General features: G+C 46.4%; 16 protein-coding genes and 1 pseudogene. 11 read left to right on the top strand and 6 right to left on the bottom strand.

The window, feature by feature from the left end; all coding sequences use genetic code 11:
- Positions 1-22 precede the first annotated feature (22 nt).
- On the bottom strand, positions 23-841 hold the full coding sequence (locus JMI88_RS03835; protein WP_201360410.1) for a DeoR/GlpR family DNA-binding transcription regulator: 819 nt from the start codon (positions 839-841) through the stop codon (positions 23-25).
- A 149-nt stretch (positions 842-990) separates the two neighbouring features.
- Here JMI88_RS03835 and JMI88_RS03830 point away from each other — a divergent pair, with 149 nt between their 5' ends.
- The 5 genes from JMI88_RS03830 (at position 991) to JMI88_RS03810 (ending at position 8,207) form a co-directional block, all read left to right on the top strand.
- Entirely contained in the window at positions 991-1,557 is a 567-nt protein-coding gene (locus tag JMI88_RS03830; protein WP_201360409.1) for a LutC/YkgG family protein, read from the top strand.
- 11 nt (positions 1,558-1,568) lie between these two features.
- Positions 1,569-3,935 carry an L-lactate dehydrogenase (quinone) large subunit LdhH gene (gene ldhH / locus JMI88_RS03825; protein WP_201360408.1) on the top strand — a complete coding sequence of 789 codons (2,367 nt, stop codon included), beginning with the start codon at positions 1,569-1,571 and terminating at the stop codon, positions 3,933-3,935.
- Between the two features lie 729 nt (positions 3,936-4,664).
- Positions 4,665-5,819, top strand: a complete 1,155-nt coding sequence (locus JMI88_RS03820) for a sugar ABC transporter substrate-binding protein (protein WP_201360407.1) — start codon at positions 4,665-4,667, stop codon at positions 5,817-5,819.
- Positions 5,820-6,114: 295 nt separating this feature from the next.
- The gene (locus tag JMI88_RS03815) at positions 6,115-6,948 is read left to right on the top strand and encodes an ATP-binding cassette domain-containing protein (RefSeq protein WP_201360406.1); all 834 of its coding nucleotides are present in this window, start codon (positions 6,115-6,117) and stop codon (positions 6,946-6,948) included.
- A complete protein-coding gene (locus JMI88_RS03810) occupies positions 6,948-8,207 on the top strand; it encodes a sugar ABC transporter permease (protein WP_201360405.1) in 1,260 nt (419 codons plus the stop codon). Before JMI88_RS03815 ends, JMI88_RS03810 begins: the two co-directional genes overlap by 1 nt.
- A 232-nt stretch (positions 8,208-8,439) precedes the next feature.
- Here JMI88_RS03810 and JMI88_RS03805 read toward each other — a convergent pair whose 3' ends face one another.
- Entirely contained in the window at positions 8,440-8,952 is a 513-nt protein-coding gene (locus JMI88_RS03805; RefSeq protein WP_201360404.1) for a hypothetical protein, read from the bottom strand.
- 219 nt (positions 8,953-9,171) lie between these two features.
- Here JMI88_RS03805 and JMI88_RS03800 point away from each other — a divergent pair, with 219 nt between their 5' ends.
- Positions 9,172-10,074 (top strand): alpha/beta fold hydrolase, encoded by a 903-nt coding sequence (locus JMI88_RS03800; protein WP_201360403.1) that lies wholly within the window; start codon positions 9,172-9,174, stop codon positions 10,072-10,074.
- Between the two features lie 106 nt (positions 10,075-10,180).
- The gene (locus tag JMI88_RS03795; RefSeq protein ID WP_201360402.1) at positions 10,181-11,782 is read left to right on the top strand and encodes an alpha-amylase family glycosyl hydrolase; all 1,602 of its coding nucleotides are present in this window, start codon (positions 10,181-10,183) and stop codon (positions 11,780-11,782) included.
- A gap of 400 nt (positions 11,783-12,182) precedes the next feature.
- On the opposite strand, the gene JMI88_RS03785 is transcribed toward JMI88_RS03795, so the two are convergent.
- Together JMI88_RS03785 and JMI88_RS41125 are read right to left on the bottom strand one after the other, a co-directional pair.
- Positions 12,183-14,573 carry a phosphoketolase family protein gene (locus tag JMI88_RS03785; RefSeq protein WP_201360401.1) on the bottom strand — a complete coding sequence of 797 codons (2,391 nt, stop codon included), beginning with the start codon at positions 14,571-14,573 and terminating at the stop codon, positions 12,183-12,185.
- Positions 14,574-15,070: 497 nt separating this feature from the next.
- Positions 15,071-15,193: pseudogene (locus JMI88_RS41125) on the bottom strand (IS3 family transposase); the annotation flags it as partial.
- Positions 15,194-15,281: 88 nt separating this feature from the next.
- On the opposite strand from JMI88_RS41125, the gene JMI88_RS03780 reads away from it, so the two are divergent.
- Positions 15,282-16,446 (top strand): IS3 family transposase gene (locus JMI88_RS03780; protein ID WP_201360400.1). Its coding sequence is split into 2 segments (ribosomal slippage): positions 15,282-15,550 and positions 15,549-16,446, totalling 1,167 coding nucleotides; the frame shifts between segments, so codons are not numbered across the junction.
- A 229-nt stretch (positions 16,447-16,675) separates the two neighbouring features.
- Here JMI88_RS03780 and JMI88_RS40355 read toward each other — a convergent pair.
- Together JMI88_RS40355 and JMI88_RS03770 are read right to left on the bottom strand one after the other, a co-directional pair.
- Entirely contained in the window at positions 16,676-17,341 is a 666-nt protein-coding gene (locus JMI88_RS40355; protein ID WP_201360399.1) for an acyltransferase, read from the bottom strand.
- 147 nt (positions 17,342-17,488) lie between these two features.
- Positions 17,489-18,763: a hypothetical protein gene (locus JMI88_RS03770; RefSeq protein ID WP_201360398.1), complete on the bottom strand. Its 1,275-nt coding sequence runs from the start codon at positions 18,761-18,763 to the stop codon at positions 17,489-17,491.
- A gap of 310 nt (positions 18,764-19,073) precedes the next feature.
- Between JMI88_RS03770 and JMI88_RS03765 the strand changes: the two genes are divergently transcribed.
- Genes JMI88_RS03765 through JMI88_RS03755 form a run of 3 tightly spaced genes read left to right on the top strand, consistent with a single transcriptional unit; the run spans position 19,074 to position 22,571 of the window.
- Positions 19,074-20,201, top strand: a complete 1,128-nt coding sequence (locus JMI88_RS03765; RefSeq protein ID WP_201360397.1) for a DegT/DnrJ/EryC1/StrS family aminotransferase — start codon at positions 19,074-19,076, stop codon at positions 20,199-20,201.
- A complete protein-coding gene (locus JMI88_RS03760; protein ID WP_201360396.1) occupies positions 20,192-21,223 on the top strand; it encodes a Gfo/Idh/MocA family protein in 1,032 nt (343 codons plus the stop codon). The genes JMI88_RS03765 and JMI88_RS03760 overlap by 10 nt, the downstream gene beginning before the upstream one ends.
- Positions 21,204-22,571 carry a nucleotide sugar dehydrogenase gene (locus tag JMI88_RS03755; protein WP_201360395.1) on the top strand — a complete coding sequence of 456 codons (1,368 nt, stop codon included), beginning with the start codon at positions 21,204-21,206 and terminating at the stop codon, positions 22,569-22,571. Before JMI88_RS03760 ends, JMI88_RS03755 begins: the two co-directional genes overlap by 20 nt.
- The last annotated feature ends 55 nt before the right edge of the window (positions 22,572-22,626 follow it).

Here is a 22,626-nt window from a genome sequence, read left to right as displayed (position 1 = left end):
CCTGTACTAGCGATAACAGACACTAAGCAATCCAGACCTCAATGCCCTGATTGCGTACTTGCTCAACCATGTCGGTCGGAGCCTTCGCATCGGTAATAATCAGCTTAAGCCGTTCAAGAGGGCAAAACGTAGCAAAGGCCAGATGCCCCCACTTGCTATGATCAACAATAGCAATAACCTCTTTCGCGGCCTCGACAATAGCGCGTTTCAGTTCAACCTCTTCCCCATTTACATCAGTTAGACCTTCAGTGGGAGAAAAGCCACGGGCGCCCACAAACGCCTTACTGATATGAACCTGTTGTAAAACAGATTTTCCCCAGGTTCCAATGAGCGAGAACGACTCATGACGTAGCATACCACCGGGTATGAGAACGGAGATACCAGGAGTATTGATAAGTTCCATCCCGATGCGCAAGCCATTGGTAACGACCGTCAATTCTCGCTTCGCTTTTAAATACTGGGTCATAGCAAGGGCTGTCGTGCTGGCATCTAGCGCAATGGTCTCACCATCGAGCACATAACTAGCTGCGGTGGCGCCAATACGCTCCTTCTCATTGTGCTGAAGCTTCTCGCGAGTATCGAAGCCCATTTCCAGCGAATGGCTGGTAGCCAGAACGGCCCCTCCATGAGTACGTACCGCAACGTGGTGAGCTTCAAGCCAGGCCAGATCCTTGCGAATTGTCACTTCAGAAACAGCAAAAAGCTGGCTTAAAGCAGGAACAGTTACACGTTGCTGTTCACCTAAAATATGCGCGATTTGCTGTCTTCTTTCATTCGTAAAAAGGGACGAACCAGCGGTCAGCATGGCAGGTGCGTACGCCTTTTCCTTTTCTATATCCATGTATTGCTTTTCTCTCTGCTTTCAAATGGTTTCGGTATGTTTCATTTACTTGTAACATATTCTATTGGATTTGTCAATACTTCTTTTTTCGTAACTGCAGATGCTATTATTATGTATAAGACCACAAAGGGAGGAGGAATGAAAGACACATGACAAAATCAGAACTGTTTACCCATTTTCGGCAGAGACTAACTGCAGTTGGTGGAGAATGTTACTGGCTAGAAAACCTTGCACAAGCCGCTGATATCATTATAGCGCATAAAGCTTTTGAAGAAAAAGAGCGCCAGATAGTTGTCCCACCTGATTTTACAGAAAGGCTTCCATGGGAAGGTATACTAGCGCCATTACAAGAAAATGGTTTTACCATTCGAAAGGCTCGAACTCCTTCAGAGGTAGCTGATGCGCCTGCAGGCCTCTCAAATGCAGAACTTGCTATTGCTGAGACTGGTTCCATCATGCTAGCGGAAAACACGCTGGAAGCAAGGGTTGTCAGCATGCTAACACTCACCCATTTTGTGCTTATACATGCGCAAGATCTTTTTCCCATGCTGGATGATGCTGGAGTACGTCTGCAGCAACTCACAAAAGCGGGACCTGAGCAAAAACGGTACATCTCGCTTGTCACCGGACCAAGTCGAACCGCAGATATCGAACGCACACTAACAATTGGTGTGCAAGGGCCTAAAGCTGTTTGTGTTCTTTTCATAGAAAACTGAAAGGTGAACATATGAGTTCCCAGGATGCAACACCACAAGATGAGAAAATGCGTAAAAGTCAGACTGGTGCCGCCCAGGAAGTATTAACACACGCAACTCCATTGCAGCAAATACTCACAGAAGAAACAGCCAACCCAACCAACGAACACCAACCATTTGAAATGCGCCTGCACGAATCACTTGAGGATCAAAATTTGCAGCGAGCGCTTGAACGCTTTGCTCCCTCGTGGCGCGCCTCACGGCAGGATGTCTTCGCAATAGAGGAGTCTGACTACGGCGAAGACTATTCCTTTACAAAACTACGTCAAACTCTGCGCGAAGCCAAAGACCACGCGATCGAGCATCAGCCAGAGCTCATTGCTCAATTTATCAAGAACGCTGAAGCCGCCGGAGCAATCGTCTATAGAGCCAGCACAGCAGCAGAAGCTAACGCTTATATTTATAATGTATGCCTGCGCCATAAAGCAGATATAGTTGTCAAATCGAAAACTATGGTCAGCGAAGAGATAGAACTGAACCATTATTTAGAAGAAAAAGGAATCAAACCAATTGAAACCGATTTAGGAGAATGGGTAGCACAATTAAATCACGAGCGCCCCTCACACATGGTCTTACCAATTATTCATAAAACGCGCCAACAAGTCGGTACAATTCTCTCGACCGCCACTGGCCGAGAAATCTCCCGTGAAGACGTTGCTGAACAGGTTGCCGTCATTCGATCCGAGCACCGAAAATCATTCCTCACAGCCAAAATAGGTATCAGTGGTGCGAACGCACTGATTGCGGAAAGTGGCACCGTCATGATGATGACGAATGAAGGCAATGGTCGGCTTGTTACTTCTCTGCCACCGGTACATATAGTACTAGCAGGATACGACAAACTGATTAGCAGCTATGCAGAAGCTATGACGCAACTGAGATTACTGGCGAGAAGTGCTACCGGGCAACATATTACCAGCTACAATACCTTTATTACCGGCCCTGCTACGCCTGAAAAAGAGATGCACATTGTACTGGTTGATAATGGGCGCAGCCAAATGAGAGAAGACCCCCGTTTTAAAGAAGCACTACGCTGTATCCGTTGCGCAGCCTGCGCCAACATCTGTCCGCCGTATCAGCAGGTTGGAGGCCACTCATTCGGACATATTTATAGTGGAGCGATCGGTCTAGTCGTCACACCTTTTCATCACGGCATTGAAGCAGGATCCGGGCCCCAGAGTCTCTGTGTTAGCTGCAATGCCTGTGAAACTGTATGTCCGGTAGAGATTCCACTACCCAGCTTAATTCTGGACGTACGCCATCGAACTGTCGAAGCCAAAGGTCTGCCCTGGATCAAGAAAGTTATCTTTAGCATCATGGCCAAACCCAAGCTATTTGACCTGACATTGCGATTACTCAGTATTGGTCAATTGCCCATCACATGGGGAGGCAAATACATACGAGCAAAGCGATTTGGACCATTAAAGAAGTTGCCGCTCATCAAAAATCTGGCAGAAATGGCCAGTTGGAGAAGTTTGCCCGCAATTGCCACCAAGCCACTGAGAGACCGTATTAAGAAGCCAGCAGTGACCAAAAATCCACAAGAGCAAGATTTAAATTTAACCGTTTGCTACTTCGCAGGCTGCATGACAGATCGTCTCTATCCAGAAATGGGAGAAGCTGTTATCAAAGTATTAGAAGCGGTTGGCATACATGTCGAATTTCCAACCGACCAGAGTTGTTGTGGCCTGATAGCTCTCAATTCTGGAGATCGCAACAATGGCGTAGAAATGGCCAGGCAAACCATTGTCATGCTAGAACAGGCACTGCAAAAGAAGCAGGCGGATTACATTTTGAGCGCTTCAACCAGCTGTGTGGTTACCATCGTTCAGGATTACATTCGCTTATTCGAGGATATGAAGGATCAAGAGTGGTTAAAGCGAACGCAGCGGCTGGCAGAGAAGATTATAGATTTCACCAGTTTTATGGATCGAGTCATCTTACCAAGTGGAACTTTAGCTGCCCGCCTGCTGGAGAGTCAGAACAAAGAAATGGTTACATACCATGACTCCTGCCAATCCTGCAACTGCCTGGGATTGCGTCCAGAAGCGCGTCGTACCATCCAGAGTATACCAGGACTAGAATTAAAAGAAATGCCGAATTCTGACGTTTGTTGTGGGTTTGGTGGATCAACATCTCTTGAACATCCAGAAGTAGCCAGTCGCCTGCTAAAGAATAAGCTTCAGAATGCTCAGAGCACAGGAGCAAGCATCCTGATAGCTGATAATCCTGGTTGTTTAATGCATTTGCGTGGTGGTATTGACGCTACTAGCCAATCGATGCGTGTCCTTCATCTTGCTCAATTAATTGCTGAACGTTTGCAAGCAAATAAAAAATGACCATTGCTGCGAGAAATTGTTGAGCTAATAGCAACAAAATAACTGCGATGCATCCTTTGTTGTATGGATGGGTTTCGTTTTTTAGCAATGAAGCGCAATTCGTAAGATCAGTTTATTGACAAACTATTATTTGCTGTGATACATTTCCACTGTTGGGATATATTGTCCGGATTACCAGGAGCAAAGTAGCTTTTTGGTAGTGTTTTCGTAACTTCTTCAATCGGTTCGTATTTACATTATACATATTAAGGACCAGTTTCGCAGAATAGCTGTACATATGTGATGCTGATTATACGAAGAAGGCACTGCTACCAGTGAGTTACAGAAGCTTTTATAGAGTGTGTATTTGTAACTCATGGATACAGGGCATGTGAAACGCGTATAGAAGTAGCTATTCAGTGCAGCGTAATGGACCCTAAGACATTGTCGTCCGAAGGCAACGTTCGATACATGCGAGAATAGAATTTTTGCAGTACTGATTGTACTTTATGATAGTGTTAACCAGTGAAGTAAATTTCTGTACGATATTCTGGAAGCTGTATCGAAAATCTCCATATTTTTATACGAAATCATGGCTTTAATAAAGGCTAGCTGTGCTCCTTAATACTTGTACTGATAGAAATACGACCTACAAGGGAGTTGTGAAAGCGTTCATTAGAAATTCACCATTAGACGTGCTCTTCTTAGACAAAAAAAGTACGGGTGATTTTTATGGAGAAAGGTTTCAAGATGAAACTCTCAAGGGGTCAACGCAGCAAATGGAGCCTCATAGCAGGCATCCTCTTATTTACTCTCCTATTATCAGCTTGTGGTAGCGCTAATAACGGTAACACAAGTTCTTCGACGCCCACAGCAAACAGTGGGCCTGACGGGAAAGGCTGTAAAAAGATTGGTGTATCTTTCCCAGAGACCAACACCTCATACCGTTGGGACAACCAGGACAAGCCACTGCTCATCAATGCTTTGAAGAGCTCCTTGTCCATTACCGACAGCGACATTCTTTACAACAATGCGAATGGAAGTGCCGCAACCCAGCAGACACAGGCAGAATCAATGTTAACGCAGGGGGCATGTATTCTGGTTGTTGCTCCTGCTGACAGCAAAGTAGCATCAGCCATCGTAGACAAAGCAAAAGCGAAACACGTTCCAGTCGTTTCTTACGATCGCTTGATCGCCAACAAAGATGTTACCGCCTATGTCTCCTTCCAGGGCCAGGATGTCGGTAAGTTGCAGGGCGACTACATTGCCAAGCACTACCAGCAGTATGTCAAGAATAATGGTACCAACAACACCGTGATCATCAATGGTGCACAGACCGACAACAACGCCATTCTCTTCAAACAGGGCTTGCATACTTCTCTGGATCCTCTCTTCCAGAATAACACCCTGAAAAACGTTTACGAGCAGTTCACCGACTGGACTGGTCCTGTAGCTCAGAAAGACATGCAAGCTGCCCTTTCCCGTACCGGAAACAAGGTAGCCATTGCTTACGTCGCTAACGACAACATGGCCGATTCGGTTATTGCCGCACTCAAAACGGTCCACCTGGATAAAAAAGTGTTGGTAACCGGTCAGGATGCTGCCCAGGTCGCCATCACCAACATCTTGAATGGTGAGCAGGCGATGACCGTCTACAAACCTTACAGCAAAGAGGCCCAGGACGCTGCCAAGGTTGTAGCTGCTATCAGCAAAGGTGATGATGTCAAGACCATTGCTACCGACACATCTACCGAGCCAACCTCTGGTGCGTCAGTTCCCTCCATTCTGGAAGCTCCTATCGCAGTGGACATCACCAACGTCAAAGACACCATCATTAAAGACAACTTCTACACCAAAGATCAAGTGTGTAAAGGTGTTCCAGCTGGTGCTGGTGGCGTCTGCTAAATAGTGACTGTAGTTTGACCAGGGTGGCGACAGATTATATTTAGCTCAGAAGCGTGTAAAAAATAAGCGAGGTGGGCAAAAATATGATCTGTTACACCTTACACTGCAGAACACAGATCTTGGACCTATATAAGCCCTGGTGCCGTGTTCAAAGACGTGTACCAGGGCTTATATATTTCCTGTAGCAAGAATCCAAAAGATCGTGCTTCCTTGTAGAGGTAGCAATACTGTAGCCAGTAATCTTTTCTTGCTAAAAAAATTGTCCCCTTTTCTTTTATTCAACAGAGAGGTTTATATGGCTGAGAATGAACAACTGCCAGAAAGCCAGAGCGAAAAATTAGCAAACAGACAAGCAGAGCCTCTACTGCGCATGGTTGGCATTGGAAAGACCTTTGGCGCCGTCAGAGCACTATCCGGTGTAGACTTTGAAGCATATGCAGGAGAAGTAGTCGCGCTTGTGGGAGATAATGGAGCCGGAAAATCGACCCTTGTCAAAACAATTTCAGGAGTTGGACCAGCAGACGAAGGTGAATGTTTTTTTGAAGGGCAACCCGTCGTCATCAACAGTCCTCAGGCAGCAACCCGCCTTGGTATAGAGACTGTCTACCAGGATCTTGCCCTCTGTGACAACCTGGACGTCACCTCAAATCTTTTTCTAGGACATGAGATTCGCACACCATACAGAACGCTCAACTCCACTGAAATGGAAAAGCGCGCTCTGTCTGTATTGAAAACCCTGGATGTAAAGATTCCCTCTGCGCGGGCGCTCGTCGCCTCATTATCAGGCGGACAACGCCAGTCCATTGCAGTAGCCAAAACTATTTTGCGCCAGGCAAAAGTCGTCATGCTAGACGAACCAACGGCGGCCCTGGGCGTTGCACAGACGCGCCAGGTACTCAACCTTATCAAACGCCTGAAGGATCAAGGCCTGGCTGTCGTTGTGATTTCGCACAACATGGTCGACGTCTTTGAGGTTGCTGATCGTGTGATTGTCATGCGTTTAGGTAAGCGCGTCGCAACCTTTGATGCCAAGAACGCCACATCTGGACAGGTTGTAGCCGCCATGACCGGTGCGGATTATAGCGCTGTAAATGGAGAAAAGGCCAGTGCCGTGGGAGGAAATGAGTAATGAGTGATATTATAGAAAAACATGGAGCAGATGCCAGCACAGAACAGACGCAGGTAGCGGCAAGTACTGTAGAAGTTCCCAGTTATCAACCCCGGCAGACATTTGGCCAGATGTTGAGGAACGACCTGGGTTTTCTACCGGTTCTTTTAACCTTAATTTTGATCATCGCCTTCTTTCAGATTCTGAACCCTATCTTTTTACAAGGTGAAAACTTCACCAATATTCTCTTGCAGAGTGCCTCGCTAGGTATTTATAGCTCAGGTATCGTGCTGGTTCTCTTGTTGGGCGAAATTGACCTATCGGTGGCTGCGGTTGGCACACTCTGTGCTGTAGTCATGGCAGTTCTGACCGAGCGCCATGGCTGGTCGGCTGGTCCCGCGATCATAGTAGCCCTATTGATAGGCGCCGCTGCTGGCCTGCTCAACGGTATCTTCGTAGCGGTGTTACGTATTCCTTCATTTATCGTCACTCTGGCCTTCTTTATCGTGTACTCTGGCCTTTTGCTGTTCCTTCTGGGCTCCCAGACCACTCAGAGCGTCGGTGACCCCTTCATTCTCTCCCTGGCGGGCACTCCTGTCAGCTACTTTACAGATGTCCTTGGTATAGGACTACCTACTCTGGCGGTCTTGTTGTACGTTGCCAGCCTGGTTTATGACTACTTTAACCGTAAAAAAGCTGGTCTGCGTACAATGTCGCTGACGCGGCTCATCATTCAATCGGTTGTTGCAGTTGCCATTGTTGAAGTTGTAGTAGTCCTGCTTGAGAATTATCAGGGCGTCCCTTACTCGATGGGTGTCCTCTTCGGGCTTATTCTCCTGTTATGGCTCATTTTAACCAAGACCTCATTTGGTCGCCATATCTATGCAGTGGGTGGCAATGCGGAGGCTTCGCGTCGTGCGGGTATCAATGTGGTGGGTATTCGTATTGCGGTCTTTGTGCTGTGTTCAACGATCGCAGCCGTTGCCGCTATTGTCGACACATCGAGGCAAAATGCGGTAGCCAGCGCCATTCCCTCCATGTTGCAGCTTGATATCATCGCGGCTGCCGTTATCGGTGGTGTCAGCCTGTTTGGAGGTCGTGGTTCCATCTGGGCTGTAGTACTGGGCATGTTTATCGTTCAATGTCTGGATAACGGCTTGTCACTGCTGAACCAAACAACAGATGTACAGCAAATGGTCGAAGGACTGGTATTGATTCTAGCGGTTACCTCTGATGCTTTAATCCGCCGTGCTCAGACTCGTAGTCGCAGCGGTAAATAAATCCCATCATCCAATCAATCAATAGTCCCTACCTTGATACAGAACATTAGAAAATCAGAAATCAAGGTAGGGACTATTCACAATATGGATAGAAGAATGTCTATTAGTATCTCACCAAAGAAGAAAATAAACTCTTCTTTGAATGAGGTTTTCCATACATCCCCATTGCGCTCCTGGCAAAAGAGGTCATGGCATCCTTACCACTGACTAAAAAGATGCAAAGCGCTCTGTATCAAGCTCCACAACGTCCAACAGGGGCTTGAAGGTCACACAGCACACGAGGTGACTTTGATGCCACTTCGGTAAAGCTGGCTGTATGGTCGTGTGCCAGTGTCAGACTAACTGGAGAACCAACATGGCCGACCGTACTTGTTAAGACAGTTCCATACGCAACATCACCCTGAACATGTGTAAATTGAAGCTCCATCCTAATACCAGAAATAATATTATTATCCTTGATCACATCACAAGGTGGGGCAGCGCTTGTATTACACCAGCTATAGGCGCGAGCTGTGTAGGTAGCATATCCGTTAGACTGAATAACCAATGCTGCGCCATGACTGTACCATGTGCCAGTAAAAGCTTGCAACTGAGCACCAGGACTTGAAGTCATATAAGCTGTACGAGGAATTGCCCTTGTATGGATTGCTGACACCTCTGAGCGGCTACCAGTAAAAAAGAGCAAAATGAATAAGACCGTAGCGCTGAGCGCGATGAGGTGTAGAGGAATGAAATGATACTTCATAAGCTGTGCCTGTACTTATAAATGATGAGGACACCTGACAAGAGCTGTGGTAAAAAAGAACACCTTACAGGAACGTTAACCCTCTTACAGATAGTATACTCTCAAAGATTGCATTTCTCCAAACGAACCAGCGCAAAATACATGTTATAATAAAGCGTGGTTGTGCTTATCTACGCGATTAAGGATTAAATGCACGAATGCAAAGGGGCAATAGAAAGTATGACGCGCTATAACGCAGAAACACCTGGAGTATGGGGAGAGCTCAAAGAGGACGGGGTAACCCCATGTAAAAGCGAGTATGTAGCCTTAAAAGACGGCTGCCAGCTATTCATTAGATCCTGGTTCCAACAAAATGCTGATGTGCTCTTAATTTTACATGGTTTAGGTGGACATGGAGGTTGGTATGTTGACATGGCCAACGAATTATTTATCCGTGGTCTGACTGTTTATACCGTGGATCATCGAGGATTCGGAAAATCGCATGGCCAGCCAGGCCACATAGATATTTATCAACAATATGTCCAGGATATAGCAGAGATCATCACGGAAATTCGCAGGCGGCATCCTGCTGTCGGAATATATATTCTAGGTCATAGTATGGGAGGAATCTTTGCCACCTATGTCGCAGCCAATTACGGGCACCTCCTCAATGGCGTTATCTTCCTGAATCCATGGATCCAGGATAGCAGCCAATTGCCTTTACGAACAACCCTACCTATCCTGCTTGGAGGCCTCTTTAAATCTCGTCGCCGCTGGCGTGTGGGAGGTGGTCATGAAGGTATGACCACAAACAGTGAAGCTGCACGCATGTTAGAAGAAGATCCCTACTGGGTACGGGAACTTACAGCTACGTTTCTCGTACAAATACTGCGCATGCGCTTAGGAACATTAAAGAAAGCCAGAAACGTAACCATACCAGCATTAGTGTTACAAGCGCAAGGAGACAAAGTAGTTATTGTAGAAGCTACCCATACCTTCTACGAAGCTTTAAAAAGCAAAGATAAAGAATGGAAAACCTACCCCGATTGGTACCACGATACTGAATTCGAAGCTGATAGAGCATTGCTAGACGACAATATTGTAAGATGGATGGAAGCACATCGATATAAAGGCACGATGTGACCCAATCCGTGTCCATGGCAGGCCTATCTCATTAATTATTATGAATAAAGCCTGTTATTGGATGAAATAATATAGTTCAGATGTATTTATCAAGGGGTAGAGTTTTATGACACAAGCGTATAAATGGTGGCAGACCGGAGTTGTGTATCAAGTATATCCTCGTAGTTTTATGGACAGCAATGGAGATGGTATAGGAGATCTGGCTGGCATCACTCAACGGCTAGATTACCTGGAGTGGCTTGGGATAGATGCAGTATGGTTATCACCCATTTATCCATCACCAATGGCTGATTTTGGTTATGACATTGCTAACTATACCGATATCGAGCCAATATTTGGGACGCTCAAGGATTTTGATGTACTCCTGCACGAGGCCCATCAACGTAACATGAAACTCATTTTAGATTTTGTACCCAATCATACATCTGATGAGCATCCCTGGTTTGTAGAATCACGTTCAAGCCGGGAAAGCAGCAAACGAGACTGGTATATCTGGCGTGATCCATCCCCTGATGGAAGTCCTCCTAATAACTGGACAAGCTTTTTTGGTGGTTCGGCATGGCAACTTGACGAAAACAGTGGACAATATTATCTACATATGTTCGATGTAAAGCAGCCAGACCTCAACTGGAGAAATCCAGAAGTAAGAGAAGCAATGGATAATGTCTTGCGTTTCTGGTTGGATCGAGGGGTAGATGGTTTTCGGGTAGACGTCATATGGATGATGATCAAAGATGCTCAATTTCAAGACAATCCAAACCGACCTGAATGGAAACCGGGTGATCCGCCTTATGCGAGACAGGAAGGTCGCTATACCGAGAATCAGCCCGAGGTACATGAGGTCATTAAAGAAATGCGATCTCTTGTGGATAGCTACGAAGATCGCGTCTTTATTGGTGAGATTTATCTGCCCGTCCCACTTTTAATGAGTTACTATGGGGAATCTTTAGATGAAGTACATCTACCATTTAATTTCCAATTCTTAGAACTCTCAACCTGGAGCGCCAGCACTATTCGTACCTGTGTAGACACCTACGAAAAAGCATTGCCAGAAGGAGCGTGGCCGAACTGGGTATTAGGTAACCATGACCGACCCCGTATTGCCAGCCGTATTGGAAAAGAGCAAGCGCGCATCGCGCACATGTTGCTCCTCACATTACGAGGAACACCAACATGTTACTACGGAGACGAACTGGGCATGCAAGACGCTATTGTACCGCCAGAAATGATGCATGATCCACAAGGAAAAGATAACCCTATTCATAGTCGTGATCCACAGCGCTCTCCAATGCAATGGAATAACCAACCTGGAGCAGGTTTCACCAGGACCAACATCGCCAGTTGGTTGCCAGTGTCTGAAAATTATCAGCATATAAATGTGCAGACTGAGCAAAATGACCGGTATTCCCAACTTACATTTGTAAAAACATTGCTGTCACTACGGCGCTCTATTCCAGCACTCACAATAGGCAGCTACACATCATTGGACGGAGTACCCGATGAATGTTTTGTATATATACGTGAGCAAGAAGGGAAGCGTTATTTAGTGGCATTAAACTGTTCTAATAAGGAGCAAAATTTATCCCTGGCTCATGCTAAGCAAGGAAGCATTTTATTATCAACATTATTAGACCGTAACGATCAAATCGAACTAAACAATTTTGTGTTACGAGCAAACGAAGGTTGTCTCATTGAGATCAACGACTAAATAATTTCTTTCCAGTCGCGCTGTAGTTATATTTACAGCGCGACTGTTCTTGTGAAAAATACTCGTTTTAGCCAGACCAAAGGTTGTCAGAAATATAAAAATCTACAGAAAGATTCTCGTGTTGCACTTTCAATCGTAGATCCCCAGAATCCTTATCGCTATTTAGAAGTGCGCGGTCGTATGATACGTATAGAAGAAGATGAAGATGTGCGTTTTATCAACCCGATGGCAAAAAAATATATGGGTGTGTGGACGCTTATCCTGATCACCGTCCTGGTGATGAGCGCGTGGTAATGGTCGTAGTCCCGAAGCATACTACAAAAATGTAGCCCACTCAAAAAAGGAAGAGGTTGCTTTATAAAGCAACCTCTTCCTTTTTTGAGTGGAAAATGACTTCTATCTAGTCAGTCCAGACCCAATCGCGCACCTCTGGCATATCTTCCAGATGCTGGCGAACGTAGGAATGGTGTTTTTCAAGCATTGCATTACATTGTTCTATGAGTGGAGGAGTAAGGTTTTGTACCCGAGGTGTACGTTTCATCGCTTCCAGGCAAAGGTGATAACGACTCATGCCATTTAGTACCACCATATCGAAAGGTGTCGTTGTAGTGCCCTCTTCCACAAAGCCACGAACATGGAAGCGTGGCGTATTTGGTCGGCCATGGATAAGTTGATGAATAGCACGCTGATAGCCATGGAAAGCAAAGACAACGGGTTTATTTTCAGTGAAATGCTCAATAAAAGTAGTATTGCTTATACCATGAGGATGGAAGTAAGATGGATAAAGCGACATCAAATCTACCACATTGACTACCCGGACCTTCATTTCTGGAAGATGGTGACGCAGCCAATGAGCGGCAGCGATTGTCTCCAGGGTAGGAACATCGCCGGCGCAGGCGAGGACTACATCTGGTTCTAGCTTATCATTATTGCTGGCCCAATTCCAGGTTGACAGACCACGATTACAATGATCGACCGCTTCATGCATGTTCAAGTATTGCAAATGTAATTGTTTATCAATTACAATCAAGTTTACATAATCTCGACTCCGTAAACAATGATCGGCAATAGAGAGTAAGCAATTGGCATCTGGTGGAAGATAGATGCGGGCTACACTTCCTTTCTTCGAGAGGACTGTATCAATAAGTCCAGGCCCCTGATGGCTAAAGCCATTATGGTCATTGCGCCAGCAAGTCGAAGTCAAAAGAAGGTTCAATGAAGAGACAGGCACACGCCATGGCAACTTAATCCCTTCCTGAAGCCACTTTGCATGTTGTACTGTCATCGAATCAGAAACCATCGCAAAGGCTTCATAGGTTGCAAAGAGACCATGGCGTCCTGTAAGGAGGAAACCTTCTAGCCAACCCTGGCAAAGATGTTCGCTTAGTACTTCCATGACGCGACCATCAGGAGAAACATGATCATCAATAGGAAGAATCTTCTCAACTAAACAGCGGTTTTCAACCTCAAAGACATCGCCCAGACGATTTGAGTTTGTTTCATCAGGGCAAAAAAGTCGAAAATTGTGCTCCTTCGAGTTGAGAGCATAGATGTCACGCAACATCTTACCGAGAGGGCGGGTAGATTCCTGACTCTGGGTAGCTGGTTTTTTAACTTCATATGCGTAATTATTATAAGAAGGTATATTCAGATCAACGCGTAGCTTTCCACCGTTAGCGTGTGGATTCGCACCCATGCGGCGGTCACCCCGAGGGGCTAACGCTGCCAATTCTTCGACTAAACGACCTGTACTATCAAAGCACTCCTCAGGTTTATAACTACGCATCCAATTTTCAAGAATTTGAAGGTGAGATGGATTGTTCTTCACATCAGCAACGGGAACCTGGTGAGATCGAAACGTACCTTCGACAGGAACGCCATCCACTTCCTTTGGGCCGGTCCAGCCTTTAGGTGTACGTAAAACGATGGCAGGCCAGGCGGGACGTTGAGCGAAACCATTTTTTCGAGCATCCGACTGAAATGCTCGGATTTTTGCATAGCAGGTATCTAACGTATCGGCAAAGGCTTGATGGATGCTCATTGGTTCACTACCTTCAACGAAGAATACCTCATAGCCATGGCCAAGAAGAAGTTTTTGAATTTCTGTATTCTCATCTCTGCCCAGCACCGTTGGCCCGGATATCTTATAGCCATTAAGGTGTAGAATTGGAAGGACTGCGCCATCACGTGCAGGATTTAAAAATTTGACACCTTTCCATGCGCCTTCTAGTGGAGCTGTTTCTGCTTCACCATCACCAACGACGGCAGCAACGATCAAATCAGGGTTATCAAAGGCAGCTCCGAAAGCGTGCGAAAGTACATAGCCTAACTCACCGCCTTCATGAATGGAACCTGGAGTTGTAACGCTCACATGGCTAGGAACGCCACCAGGTGAAGAGAACTGACGAAAGAGATGTTCCATACCAAAAATATCTTGAGTGATCTCTGGATATATTTCAGTATAAGTACCCTCAAGGTATACTTGAGCAATTATCGCAGGTCCGCCATGTCCAGGTCCGGTCAGATAAATCATATCAACATCATTATCTTGAATGAGCCGATTCAGGTGCGTATAGATAAAGCTCAATCCTGGCGAAGTTCCCCAATGACCAAGGAGCCGTGGTTTAATGTGTTCAGGTTTCAGTGGCTCTTTAAGAAGAGGATTTGCCTGTAAATAAATCTGGCCAATGGTAAGATAATTAGCGGCATTCCAGTATCTATGCATCTTCATTAAGCGATCTTGATCAATGCCTGGCTTATTTATTACACGATTCTGAGCAACTTTTGGCATGATATCCTCCGCTAGTAGGGATATAAAGCAGCGATGTACGTAAGATCTGATAAAACGTACTAATTACAGCAATTGTTGGAGGTAACGCAGCGAATAAATCTTTTTTTACAGTAGTAGCATAGCGGAGGAATAGAGCGTATAGTGTCCCCCAAATGGTGGATTGTAAAGATTGATTAAGACGGCAAGATATTTATGTTTTGCCAAGTCCACGGAGTGTAAATGTGAAAAATAAATGAGCCTTTTTCTTGCGAGAGATATGCTAAGGATTGCTGGGAGTGTGTGGGAAGCAAAGGAAGGAGAGAAGGGAGAAGAAGCGTTTGTGGAGGAAGAGGAGCATGTGTTGGGAAGAAGCAGAAAGTGCTCAAAAGAGTGAGAAAAGGATCGTCTCAGAGAAAGATGGAATGGACTGCATCTGCATCCTTGTGTACATGTTTGATCAGTACATGAGATGAAACGGTATTGCTGTTCCGGTTTGAGAGACGCCTCAAAGTGCAAAGCTAACTGTTTGCTAGTGCAAACTGAACTGGACTGAGATAGCCCAGAGCAGAATGCTTGCGTACCCGATGGTAATAGGTCTCGATGGACTCAAAGAGAGCGGTGCGTGCCGTTTCATGGGTAGCAACGTGTGCTCGCGAGGTACATGGACTTCCCCCGTTTTTGTAGAGTCGAGGAAGAAAAGTGTGATAGACTTCGACTCAGGAGGATCCAATGGCCAAAAAGCAGCGTGTGTACACCACAGAGTTCAAACAAGAAGCGGTTCGGCTGATGGAAACCAGTGGGAAAAGCATTGCCCAGCTGGCGCGTGATCTGGGAGTTTCAGATAGTGCACTGCACAGCTGGAGAAAAAGCATTGCTCATCACGGGAATCAAGCATTTCCAGGAAAAGGTCATCAAACAGAGCTGGAAGAAAAACTGCGTCATCTCGAACGAGAGAATGAAATCCTGCGTCAAGAGCGTGACATTCTAAAAAAACAGTGCATATCTTCGCGCAACAGCCATGATGAAGTACCAATGCATGTTTGAACATCATCAGGACTATCCGGTGAAACGGATGTGTGCTGCTTTTTCCGTCTCGGAAAGCGGCTATTATGCCTGGCTCAAACGTGAAAAAAGTCAGCGAGCTAAGGCCAATGAGCAGTTGCTGCACGAGATTGAACAGATTTTTCACGAGCATCGGTCCGTCTATGGAAGTCCACGCATTCACGTTGCTTTACGAGACCAAGGCATGCAGTGTGGAAGAAAGCGTGTGGCTCGCTTGATGCATCTGCATGGAATCAGCGCCAGGCGACGGCGATCCCGCGTGCAAACAACGAACAGCGAGCATCAGCTTCCCATTGCGCCCAATCTTCTCAACAGAAATTTTACTGCTGAGGCACCAGATAGCGTCTGGGTCAGTGATTTTACGTACGTCGGCACACGAGAAGGATGGTTGTATCTTGCCACGGTGCTTGATGTGTATTCGCGCCGCGTGGTAGGCTGGTCCATGAGCCATGAGCGCACTGACGCATTGGTCCCGGCAGCTCTGCAGATGGCCGGGACCTGGCGCAAACCAGCTCCTGGTCTCATTCATCATTCCGATCGCGGATCGCAATATGCCAGTCTCTGCTATCAGTCACAATTGCAGCAGTACGGAATCGTGGCCAGTATGAGTCGCAAAAGGGATTGTTATGATAACGCCTTAGCCGAATCCTTTTTTGCCACGCTCAAAGCCGAGTGTGTCGATCCTCAGTCCTACACCACCCGCCTTGAGGATCGAAAAGACATTTTTCTCTATATTGAACAATTTTACAATAGAAAACGGCTTCATTCAGCGTTAGGCTACGTGAGTCCACTTACCTTTGAAGAAGGAGGCAAACGAGAGAAAAGAGAATAAATTGACAAAGAGATACCTATGCTATCTTTCTCTGTGAAGAGGAAATACCTACGTTACGTATACGTAATATATTTCTCTTTACCATCTACTTCTCTGTATTTCATCTACGTTTTTACGTAATTCCTCACGCCCAGCTCTCATCTTTGGGCACTTTACGAAAGCGGGTCAAGTCCACTGTAGACTGTTGCGGACCGCAGGGTCAGGCTTAGATCAATATGTTGCTCGTTGCTCATTGCTCTTGCAACTCATGTTGCTTCAAGAGAGAGTTGGTAGGCTCTTGCCTATATAACATTGTATGGGAAGATGTTTCTACCTGACATGGTTCTTGACAAAACGTACACCACCCCTCTATATATCCATCCTCTTGCTTTATGTTTGAGAGAAGGTGTGCGCACTTGCAAACATAGCCATGCAAACGGGCGGGATTACCAAAGACAAGGGTATAGGGTGCCACGTCCTTCGTGACCACTGAACCTGCACCAACCAATGCGAAAGCGCCAATGGTTATCCCACATACAATGACAGCACCAGCACCAATAGAAGCTCCATATTTGACGTACGTTGGCGAAATCTTCCAGTCCTTCGCTTCTTTCAATTTGCCCGTAGGAGTAATCGCACGCGGAAATAGATCATTGGTAAAACACACATGGGGCCCGATAAAAACACCATCTTCCACCGTCACACCCTCGAAGAGAGAAACATAGTTTTGAATCTTCACACGTGACCCGATGCGCACATGCGCATCAATATACACTCCTTTTCCCACATTACACTGTTCACCTATAGATGCTTGAGTTCTCACTTGCACTTGTTGCCATATCCGCGTCTCTGCTCCAATCTGTACCCCTGTCTCTACATCAGCTGTTGGATGAATATACCATGATACATCCGTCATCTCTTTCCCTCTTTACTGGCTCAATGCGTCAATCCATCTTTGCTCACGATATCGTGAAGTCACTCCCTATTCGACAAATCGAGGTATGAACCCCATGTCGAGAAGCACTGCTGAACTTTCGTTCTTTCCTTACCCATCCTATACCGCTTACATCACAAAAATGGGAGCTGTAACGCTAACACCCGTTGCTTCATCGATGTACACGATATTGTACCTTCGACCATCAACCGCTATTGCTGGTACCTGGAAGGATGTGGAAATCAGACCCGTGCTCGATGCTGTTAGTGTACTAACTGGTATGCCCACAGAAGATGCACTCGTATCGGGATCTGCGAAAAGTATTTCCACGGTACCATTTGGAGAAAACTGACTGCCCCTTGTGGAAACCCATTGATTGGGACGGGCAAAAGGAGGATCGAGAAAGACAGACGGTTGTACCTGAAATGACGCCGTGGCGACTGCTCCACTGCTCATCCCCACTGCACGCACATCATCCGTAGATGGAGTAAGTGTTGCCCCATTGGGTATCTGCAAAGCAGGGCTCAAGCTGGCAAACCCACTGGCCTGCCTCTCATCCGTAGGGGAAGTCAGGGTTGCTGCATGGGGTACCTGGAAAGCAGTGCTAAATTTGCCAACCCTATTGGTATAAGCCCAGGCTACAAAGATGCCTTGAAACGAGATTCTGACCTCTTCATGTCTTTGGAAGCCGGTTCCCCTGATATGAACTCGGGTGCCGACTGGCCCGGAGGTAGGCCGAATGTGAATTTGAGGGGTCAACCAGATTGGAATTGTCCAAGCCGGTTGGTGCAACGTATCTCTGACGGTTAAACTGGCGTTCCCCTGATAGGGGGTATCCGCCGTACTGAGTGGAAGCGTAAATGTTCCATTGCCATCTGTCGTGAGTTTTCCTGTTTGTATTGCTGTGGCCTCGTTGCGAAATTCAAAGGTGACCGGCTCATTCGTGAGAAAGCCTGTCCCTCGAACAAGGACAGAAGATTGCAGATCCGGATTTGTTTGTTGAGATGCCTTGACCGCCGCATATGTCACAGAGGGTCTGGCAAAATGGAGCGGTGCCCTGGTGGTCGTCGAGTCACTGACAGCATAAACATACGATAGCCCATCTACATAGTGCCGGGGAAGTTGTAACGCAACATTAAAGAACCCTCCCCCAGTGGTTACCGTGCTCACGACACCGTTTGCCCGATTTTGGAAATATACCTCCACTTTTTTCGCGGCTGCGTATTGAAAACCGGTAACCATCACCGTTGTACCCGGACTTGCAGGATTTGGCCCAACAGACAGTGTTGCACCTGGCGCTGAATAGTGACTACGGCTGGCATAACCGAACAAAAGTAGCACCACAACGACTATCACAACGCCGATGAGGCCTACCCAGAGAGATCGATGATGCGTGTTCTTCATCACTTTTATCCTTTCTCCCTTGCTACATGTTCCCTGATTTTATGTGTTATTCCTGCTAATGACAAAAAAATCACTCAAGTATATACTATCTTTTTTGCCATATTTATATTATAACAAGCTACAACGTATTAAATATTCATATCGTTTAACAATATCTTAAGCATGAAATATTTTGCGAAGCATTTATCATATAATTAACACCAAATTCTTGAAAGTTGTAAAAAAAATCAAATTTCAAAATAAGGTGTTTATACATGAAAAAATATGAGTAGATACAATTTTCGTTTTTCCATCACAGGGGAAGAAATCCATGATTCCTATCGCTTTTCCATTACTCGGTAATGAGGAAAAAGATGCCGTTCTTCAGGTACTTGCATCTGGTCACCTTGCGCAAGGTGACCAGGTTGCAAGGTTTGAACACGACTTTGCACAGATGTGTGCTGTTCGGGAGGCTGTTGCTGTCTCTTCAGGTACGGCCGCGCTTCATCTGGCACTACTTGCCCATGGTGTTGGACCCGGCGATGAGGTAATTACAACCGCTTTTAGCTTTTCCGCCACGGCTAATGCGATTCTGCTCGTTGGTGCAACTCCCGTATTCGTCGATATAGAACCGGATACCTACAATATAGATCCTACCCTCGTCGAGAAGGCAATTACGTCCCGTACGAAGGCACTGCTGCCGGTCCACCTGTTTGGTCATCCCTGTGCTATTGATCGCTTATCACAACTTGCTCAAACATACCACCTGACACTTATTGAAGATGCTTGCCAGGCACATGCGGCGACAATACATGGTAAACCGGTCGGTGGATTTGGGACAGGCTGTTTCTCATTTTATGCAACAAAAAATATGACAACCGGTGAAGGAGGAATGGTCACAACCAACGACGCTGACATCGCCAAGCGTTTACGCCTCTTGCGTAACCATGGGCAGAAAGAACGTTATCAGCATATAGATCTAGGATACAATTTGCGTATGACAGATATACAAGCGGCTCTTGGAATCGTCCAACTTCAAAGATTAGAACAGATGACGATGCAACGTATTGCCAACGCGACTTTTTTAACCGAACAAATCGCCGGTGTCGTACAAACACCCACTGTTCGTCCTGGATATCAACATGTATACCATCAGTACACTATTCAAGTTCCACACAATCGTGACCAATGGGTACTTCATCTACGAGAACGCGGCATTGGGACCGCTATTCACTATCCTGTACCCATTCATCAGCAACCATTCTATCTGGCAAAAAAACAGATGTTTCGGTGTGTCCATGCTCATAGTACAACAACAGATAACTGCACACAGACGGATATGCAGTTACCACTCACAGAGCATGCAGCACATCATGTCCTCTCACTTCCTGTGCATCCAGCTCTCAGGAAAGCAGATTTAACGACGATCGCAAAGGAGGTCCTGGTTTTATGTCATTAAAGGTTGGAGTCGTGGGCGCAGGCTCGATGGGGATGAACCATCTGCGCGTGCTCTCCGATTTTAGTGCAGAACAAATCTGTCTTGTTGGTGTTGCGGAAACATCGGATTCCGTTTTACAGCATGCGATGAGCCGTTTTCATGTGGCAGGCTATCACGACTATCGTCAGATGATAGATGATACACATCCTGATCTGGTTGCAGTCGTTGTGCCTACCAATTTACATTTTGAGGTTGCGTCGTATCTGCTAGATCGAGGCATCAATGTGCTTATCGAAAAACCAATGACCAGTACTATTGAGGAGGCATCACTCCTGCTCCAACTGGCGCAAAGGAGCGGCGCTCACATTGCCGTGGGTCACATCGAACGCTTCAATCCTGCGATCATCGCACTGAAACAACATATGATGGCTGGAGACATTGGCAACATCTTCCACCTTCATGCACGCCGAGTGGGTCCGTTTCCGCCTCGCATTCGCGATGTTGGCGTCATTCTTGACCTGGCAACACATGACATTGATATTATGCATTACCTCACCAGATCGGAAGTGGCACATGTTTATGCGGAAACACAACGACGTGTTCATACAACCTGTGAAGACTTACTTCTCGGCGTCATTCGCTTTACGAACGATGTGATTGGTATCCTTGACATCAATTGGCTCACGCCAACCAAGATACGCGAACTTACTGTGACTGGCGAGAAAGGTATGTTCCTTGTGAACTATCTTACGCAAGATATCTATTTTTATGAAAATGACTATACGTCAACGTCGTGGGATGCGTTACGCTCCTTAACAGGTGTGAGCGAAGGAACCATGACGCGCCTCAAAGTACAGAAAGCTGAACCTCTACATTTAGAGTATCAAGATGTCATTCAAGCTTTACAAAATAATACATCCCCAACGGTAACAGGAGAGGAGGGTCTGGCAACGTTAAAGATTGTCCATCAACTTCTTGCGTCAATATCAGAAAAAGCGGCTGCACGAATTCAGGAGGTGGCTTATGCCAGCAAGTATGTCTGATTCCTCAGTGCAGCTATCAACTGTTGCAGTTGTTGGTCTGGGGAAGATCGGCTTACCTCTTGCCGTACAGTATGCCCGAAAGGGATATCAGGTCATCGGCTGTGATGTCAATGAACAGGTGGTCCAGAATCTGAATCAGGGGAAAACGCATATTCAGGAGGAAGGTGAACTCGCACTGGAGATTCCTTGTCTGGTACAACAAGGATATCTCAGTGCCACGACACAGACAACCGATGCAGTGCGCAGAGCAAATGTCGTTGTTGTGATTGTACCGGTGCTCATCGATGCCGCGCATACGGTAGATTTCCAGCACATTGATGCCGCAACAATGGCTATTGGGGCGGGGTTGCAATCTGGTACATTGGTTATTTACGAAACAACGCTACCAGTAGGAACAACGTCTTCTCGCCTGCGCTCGTTGCTTGAACGCACCTCAGGTTTATACGCCGATCAGGACTTTTATCTCGCATACAGTCCTGAACGTGTTTCCTCAGGCACAGTTTTCCGCGACTTATCTCAGTATCCCAAGGTGATCAGCGGCATTGGTCGGTGCAGTACAGCACGTGCTGCTGCCTTTTATCGTTCAGTACTTGAGGCCGAAATCATTACAATGGCCTCAACTGATGAGGCGGAGTTTGTGAAATTGATCGAGACGACGTATCGCGATGTTAATATTGCTCTGGCTAACGAATTTGCACGCTATGCTGATAGCCATGGACTCAATGTCAGGAGCGCGATTGCCGCCGCGAATACACAACCCTATTCTCATATCCATACACCGGGGGTCGGTGTTGGTGGACACTGTATTCCGGTCTATCCCTACTTCCTTTTCGCAAACCCGTTTGATGAGCAGGAGGACATACAAGAGGACGACATGCTCACGTTACCACGCAAAGCGCGGCGCATTAATGATTCTATGGCCGAGTATGCAGTCCAACGCATTGAAAGGGTTGTCGGTTCTTTATCTTGCCAATCTGTACTGATTCTGGGCGTGGCGTATCGAGGTGATGTACGCGAAACAGCTTTTACAAGCGCACGATTACTACAACAGGCACTTTTGCGCCATGGTGCAAGCGTTTATGTCGATGATCCCTATTTTAGTATCGGAGAACTGCAAGCCCAGGGATACACACCACTTCCATCAGGGTACGAGCATATGATCGATGTGATCATTCTCCAATGTAATCATCGCGCATTTCAGAATTTTGATTTTTGTTGCGCCTCGGCTTGCAAGGTAATACTGGATGGCCGTCAAGCGCTGTGCCGTAAGAGCATTGAAGCGTTAGGAATACATTACATTACGATTGGTGATGGCGAGTACAAATGTAGCGGGCGTATCCATGCTTGATACATTTTATCAGCAAAACAGGCGCATGCATCGTGGTGGAGAAGGGAGAAGAAAG

It is taken from the genome of Dictyobacter formicarum (genome assembly GCF_016587435.1).
This window is presented reverse-complemented; position numbering and strand designations above follow the sequence as displayed.

Excerpts from the sequence above, each read along its gene's own strand:
- JMI88_RS03835 (WP_201360410.1), bottom strand. The coding sequence starts at position 841 with ATGGATATAGAAAAGGAAAAGGCGTACGCACCTGCCATGCTGACCGCT.
- JMI88_RS03830 (WP_201360409.1), top strand. The coding sequence starts at position 991 with ATGACAAAATCAGAACTGTTTACCCATTTTCGGCAGAGACTAACTGCA.
- ldhH (WP_201360408.1), top strand. The coding sequence starts at position 1,569 with ATGAGTTCCCAGGATGCAACACCACAAGATGAGAAAATGCGTAAAAGT.
- JMI88_RS03820 (WP_201360407.1), top strand. The coding sequence starts at position 4,665 with ATGAAACTCTCAAGGGGTCAACGCAGCAAATGGAGCCTCATAGCAGGC.
- JMI88_RS03815 (WP_201360406.1), top strand. The coding sequence starts at position 6,115 with ATGGCTGAGAATGAACAACTGCCAGAAAGCCAGAGCGAAAAATTAGCA.
- JMI88_RS03810 (WP_201360405.1), top strand. The coding sequence starts at position 6,948 with ATGAGTGATATTATAGAAAAACATGGAGCAGATGCCAGCACAGAACAG.
- JMI88_RS03805 (WP_201360404.1), bottom strand. The coding sequence starts at position 8,952 with ATGAAGTATCATTTCATTCCTCTACACCTCATCGCGCTCAGCGCTACG.
- JMI88_RS03800 (WP_201360403.1), top strand. The coding sequence starts at position 9,172 with ATGACGCGCTATAACGCAGAAACACCTGGAGTATGGGGAGAGCTCAAA.
- JMI88_RS03795 (WP_201360402.1), top strand. The coding sequence starts at position 10,181 with ATGACACAAGCGTATAAATGGTGGCAGACCGGAGTTGTGTATCAAGTA.
- JMI88_RS03785 (WP_201360401.1), bottom strand. The coding sequence starts at position 14,573 with ATGCCAAAAGTTGCTCAGAATCGTGTAATAAATAAGCCAGGCATTGAT.
- JMI88_RS40355 (WP_201360399.1), bottom strand. The coding sequence starts at position 17,341 with ATGACGGATGTATCATGGTATATTCATCCAACAGCTGATGTAGAGACA.
- JMI88_RS03770 (WP_201360398.1), bottom strand. The coding sequence starts at position 18,763 with ATGAAGAACACGCATCATCGATCTCTCTGGGTAGGCCTCATCGGCGTT.
- JMI88_RS03765 (WP_201360397.1), top strand. The coding sequence starts at position 19,074 with ATGATTCCTATCGCTTTTCCATTACTCGGTAATGAGGAAAAAGATGCC.
- JMI88_RS03760 (WP_201360396.1), top strand. The coding sequence starts at position 20,192 with ATGTCATTAAAGGTTGGAGTCGTGGGCGCAGGCTCGATGGGGATGAAC.
- JMI88_RS03755 (WP_201360395.1), top strand. The coding sequence starts at position 21,204 with ATGCCAGCAAGTATGTCTGATTCCTCAGTGCAGCTATCAACTGTTGCA.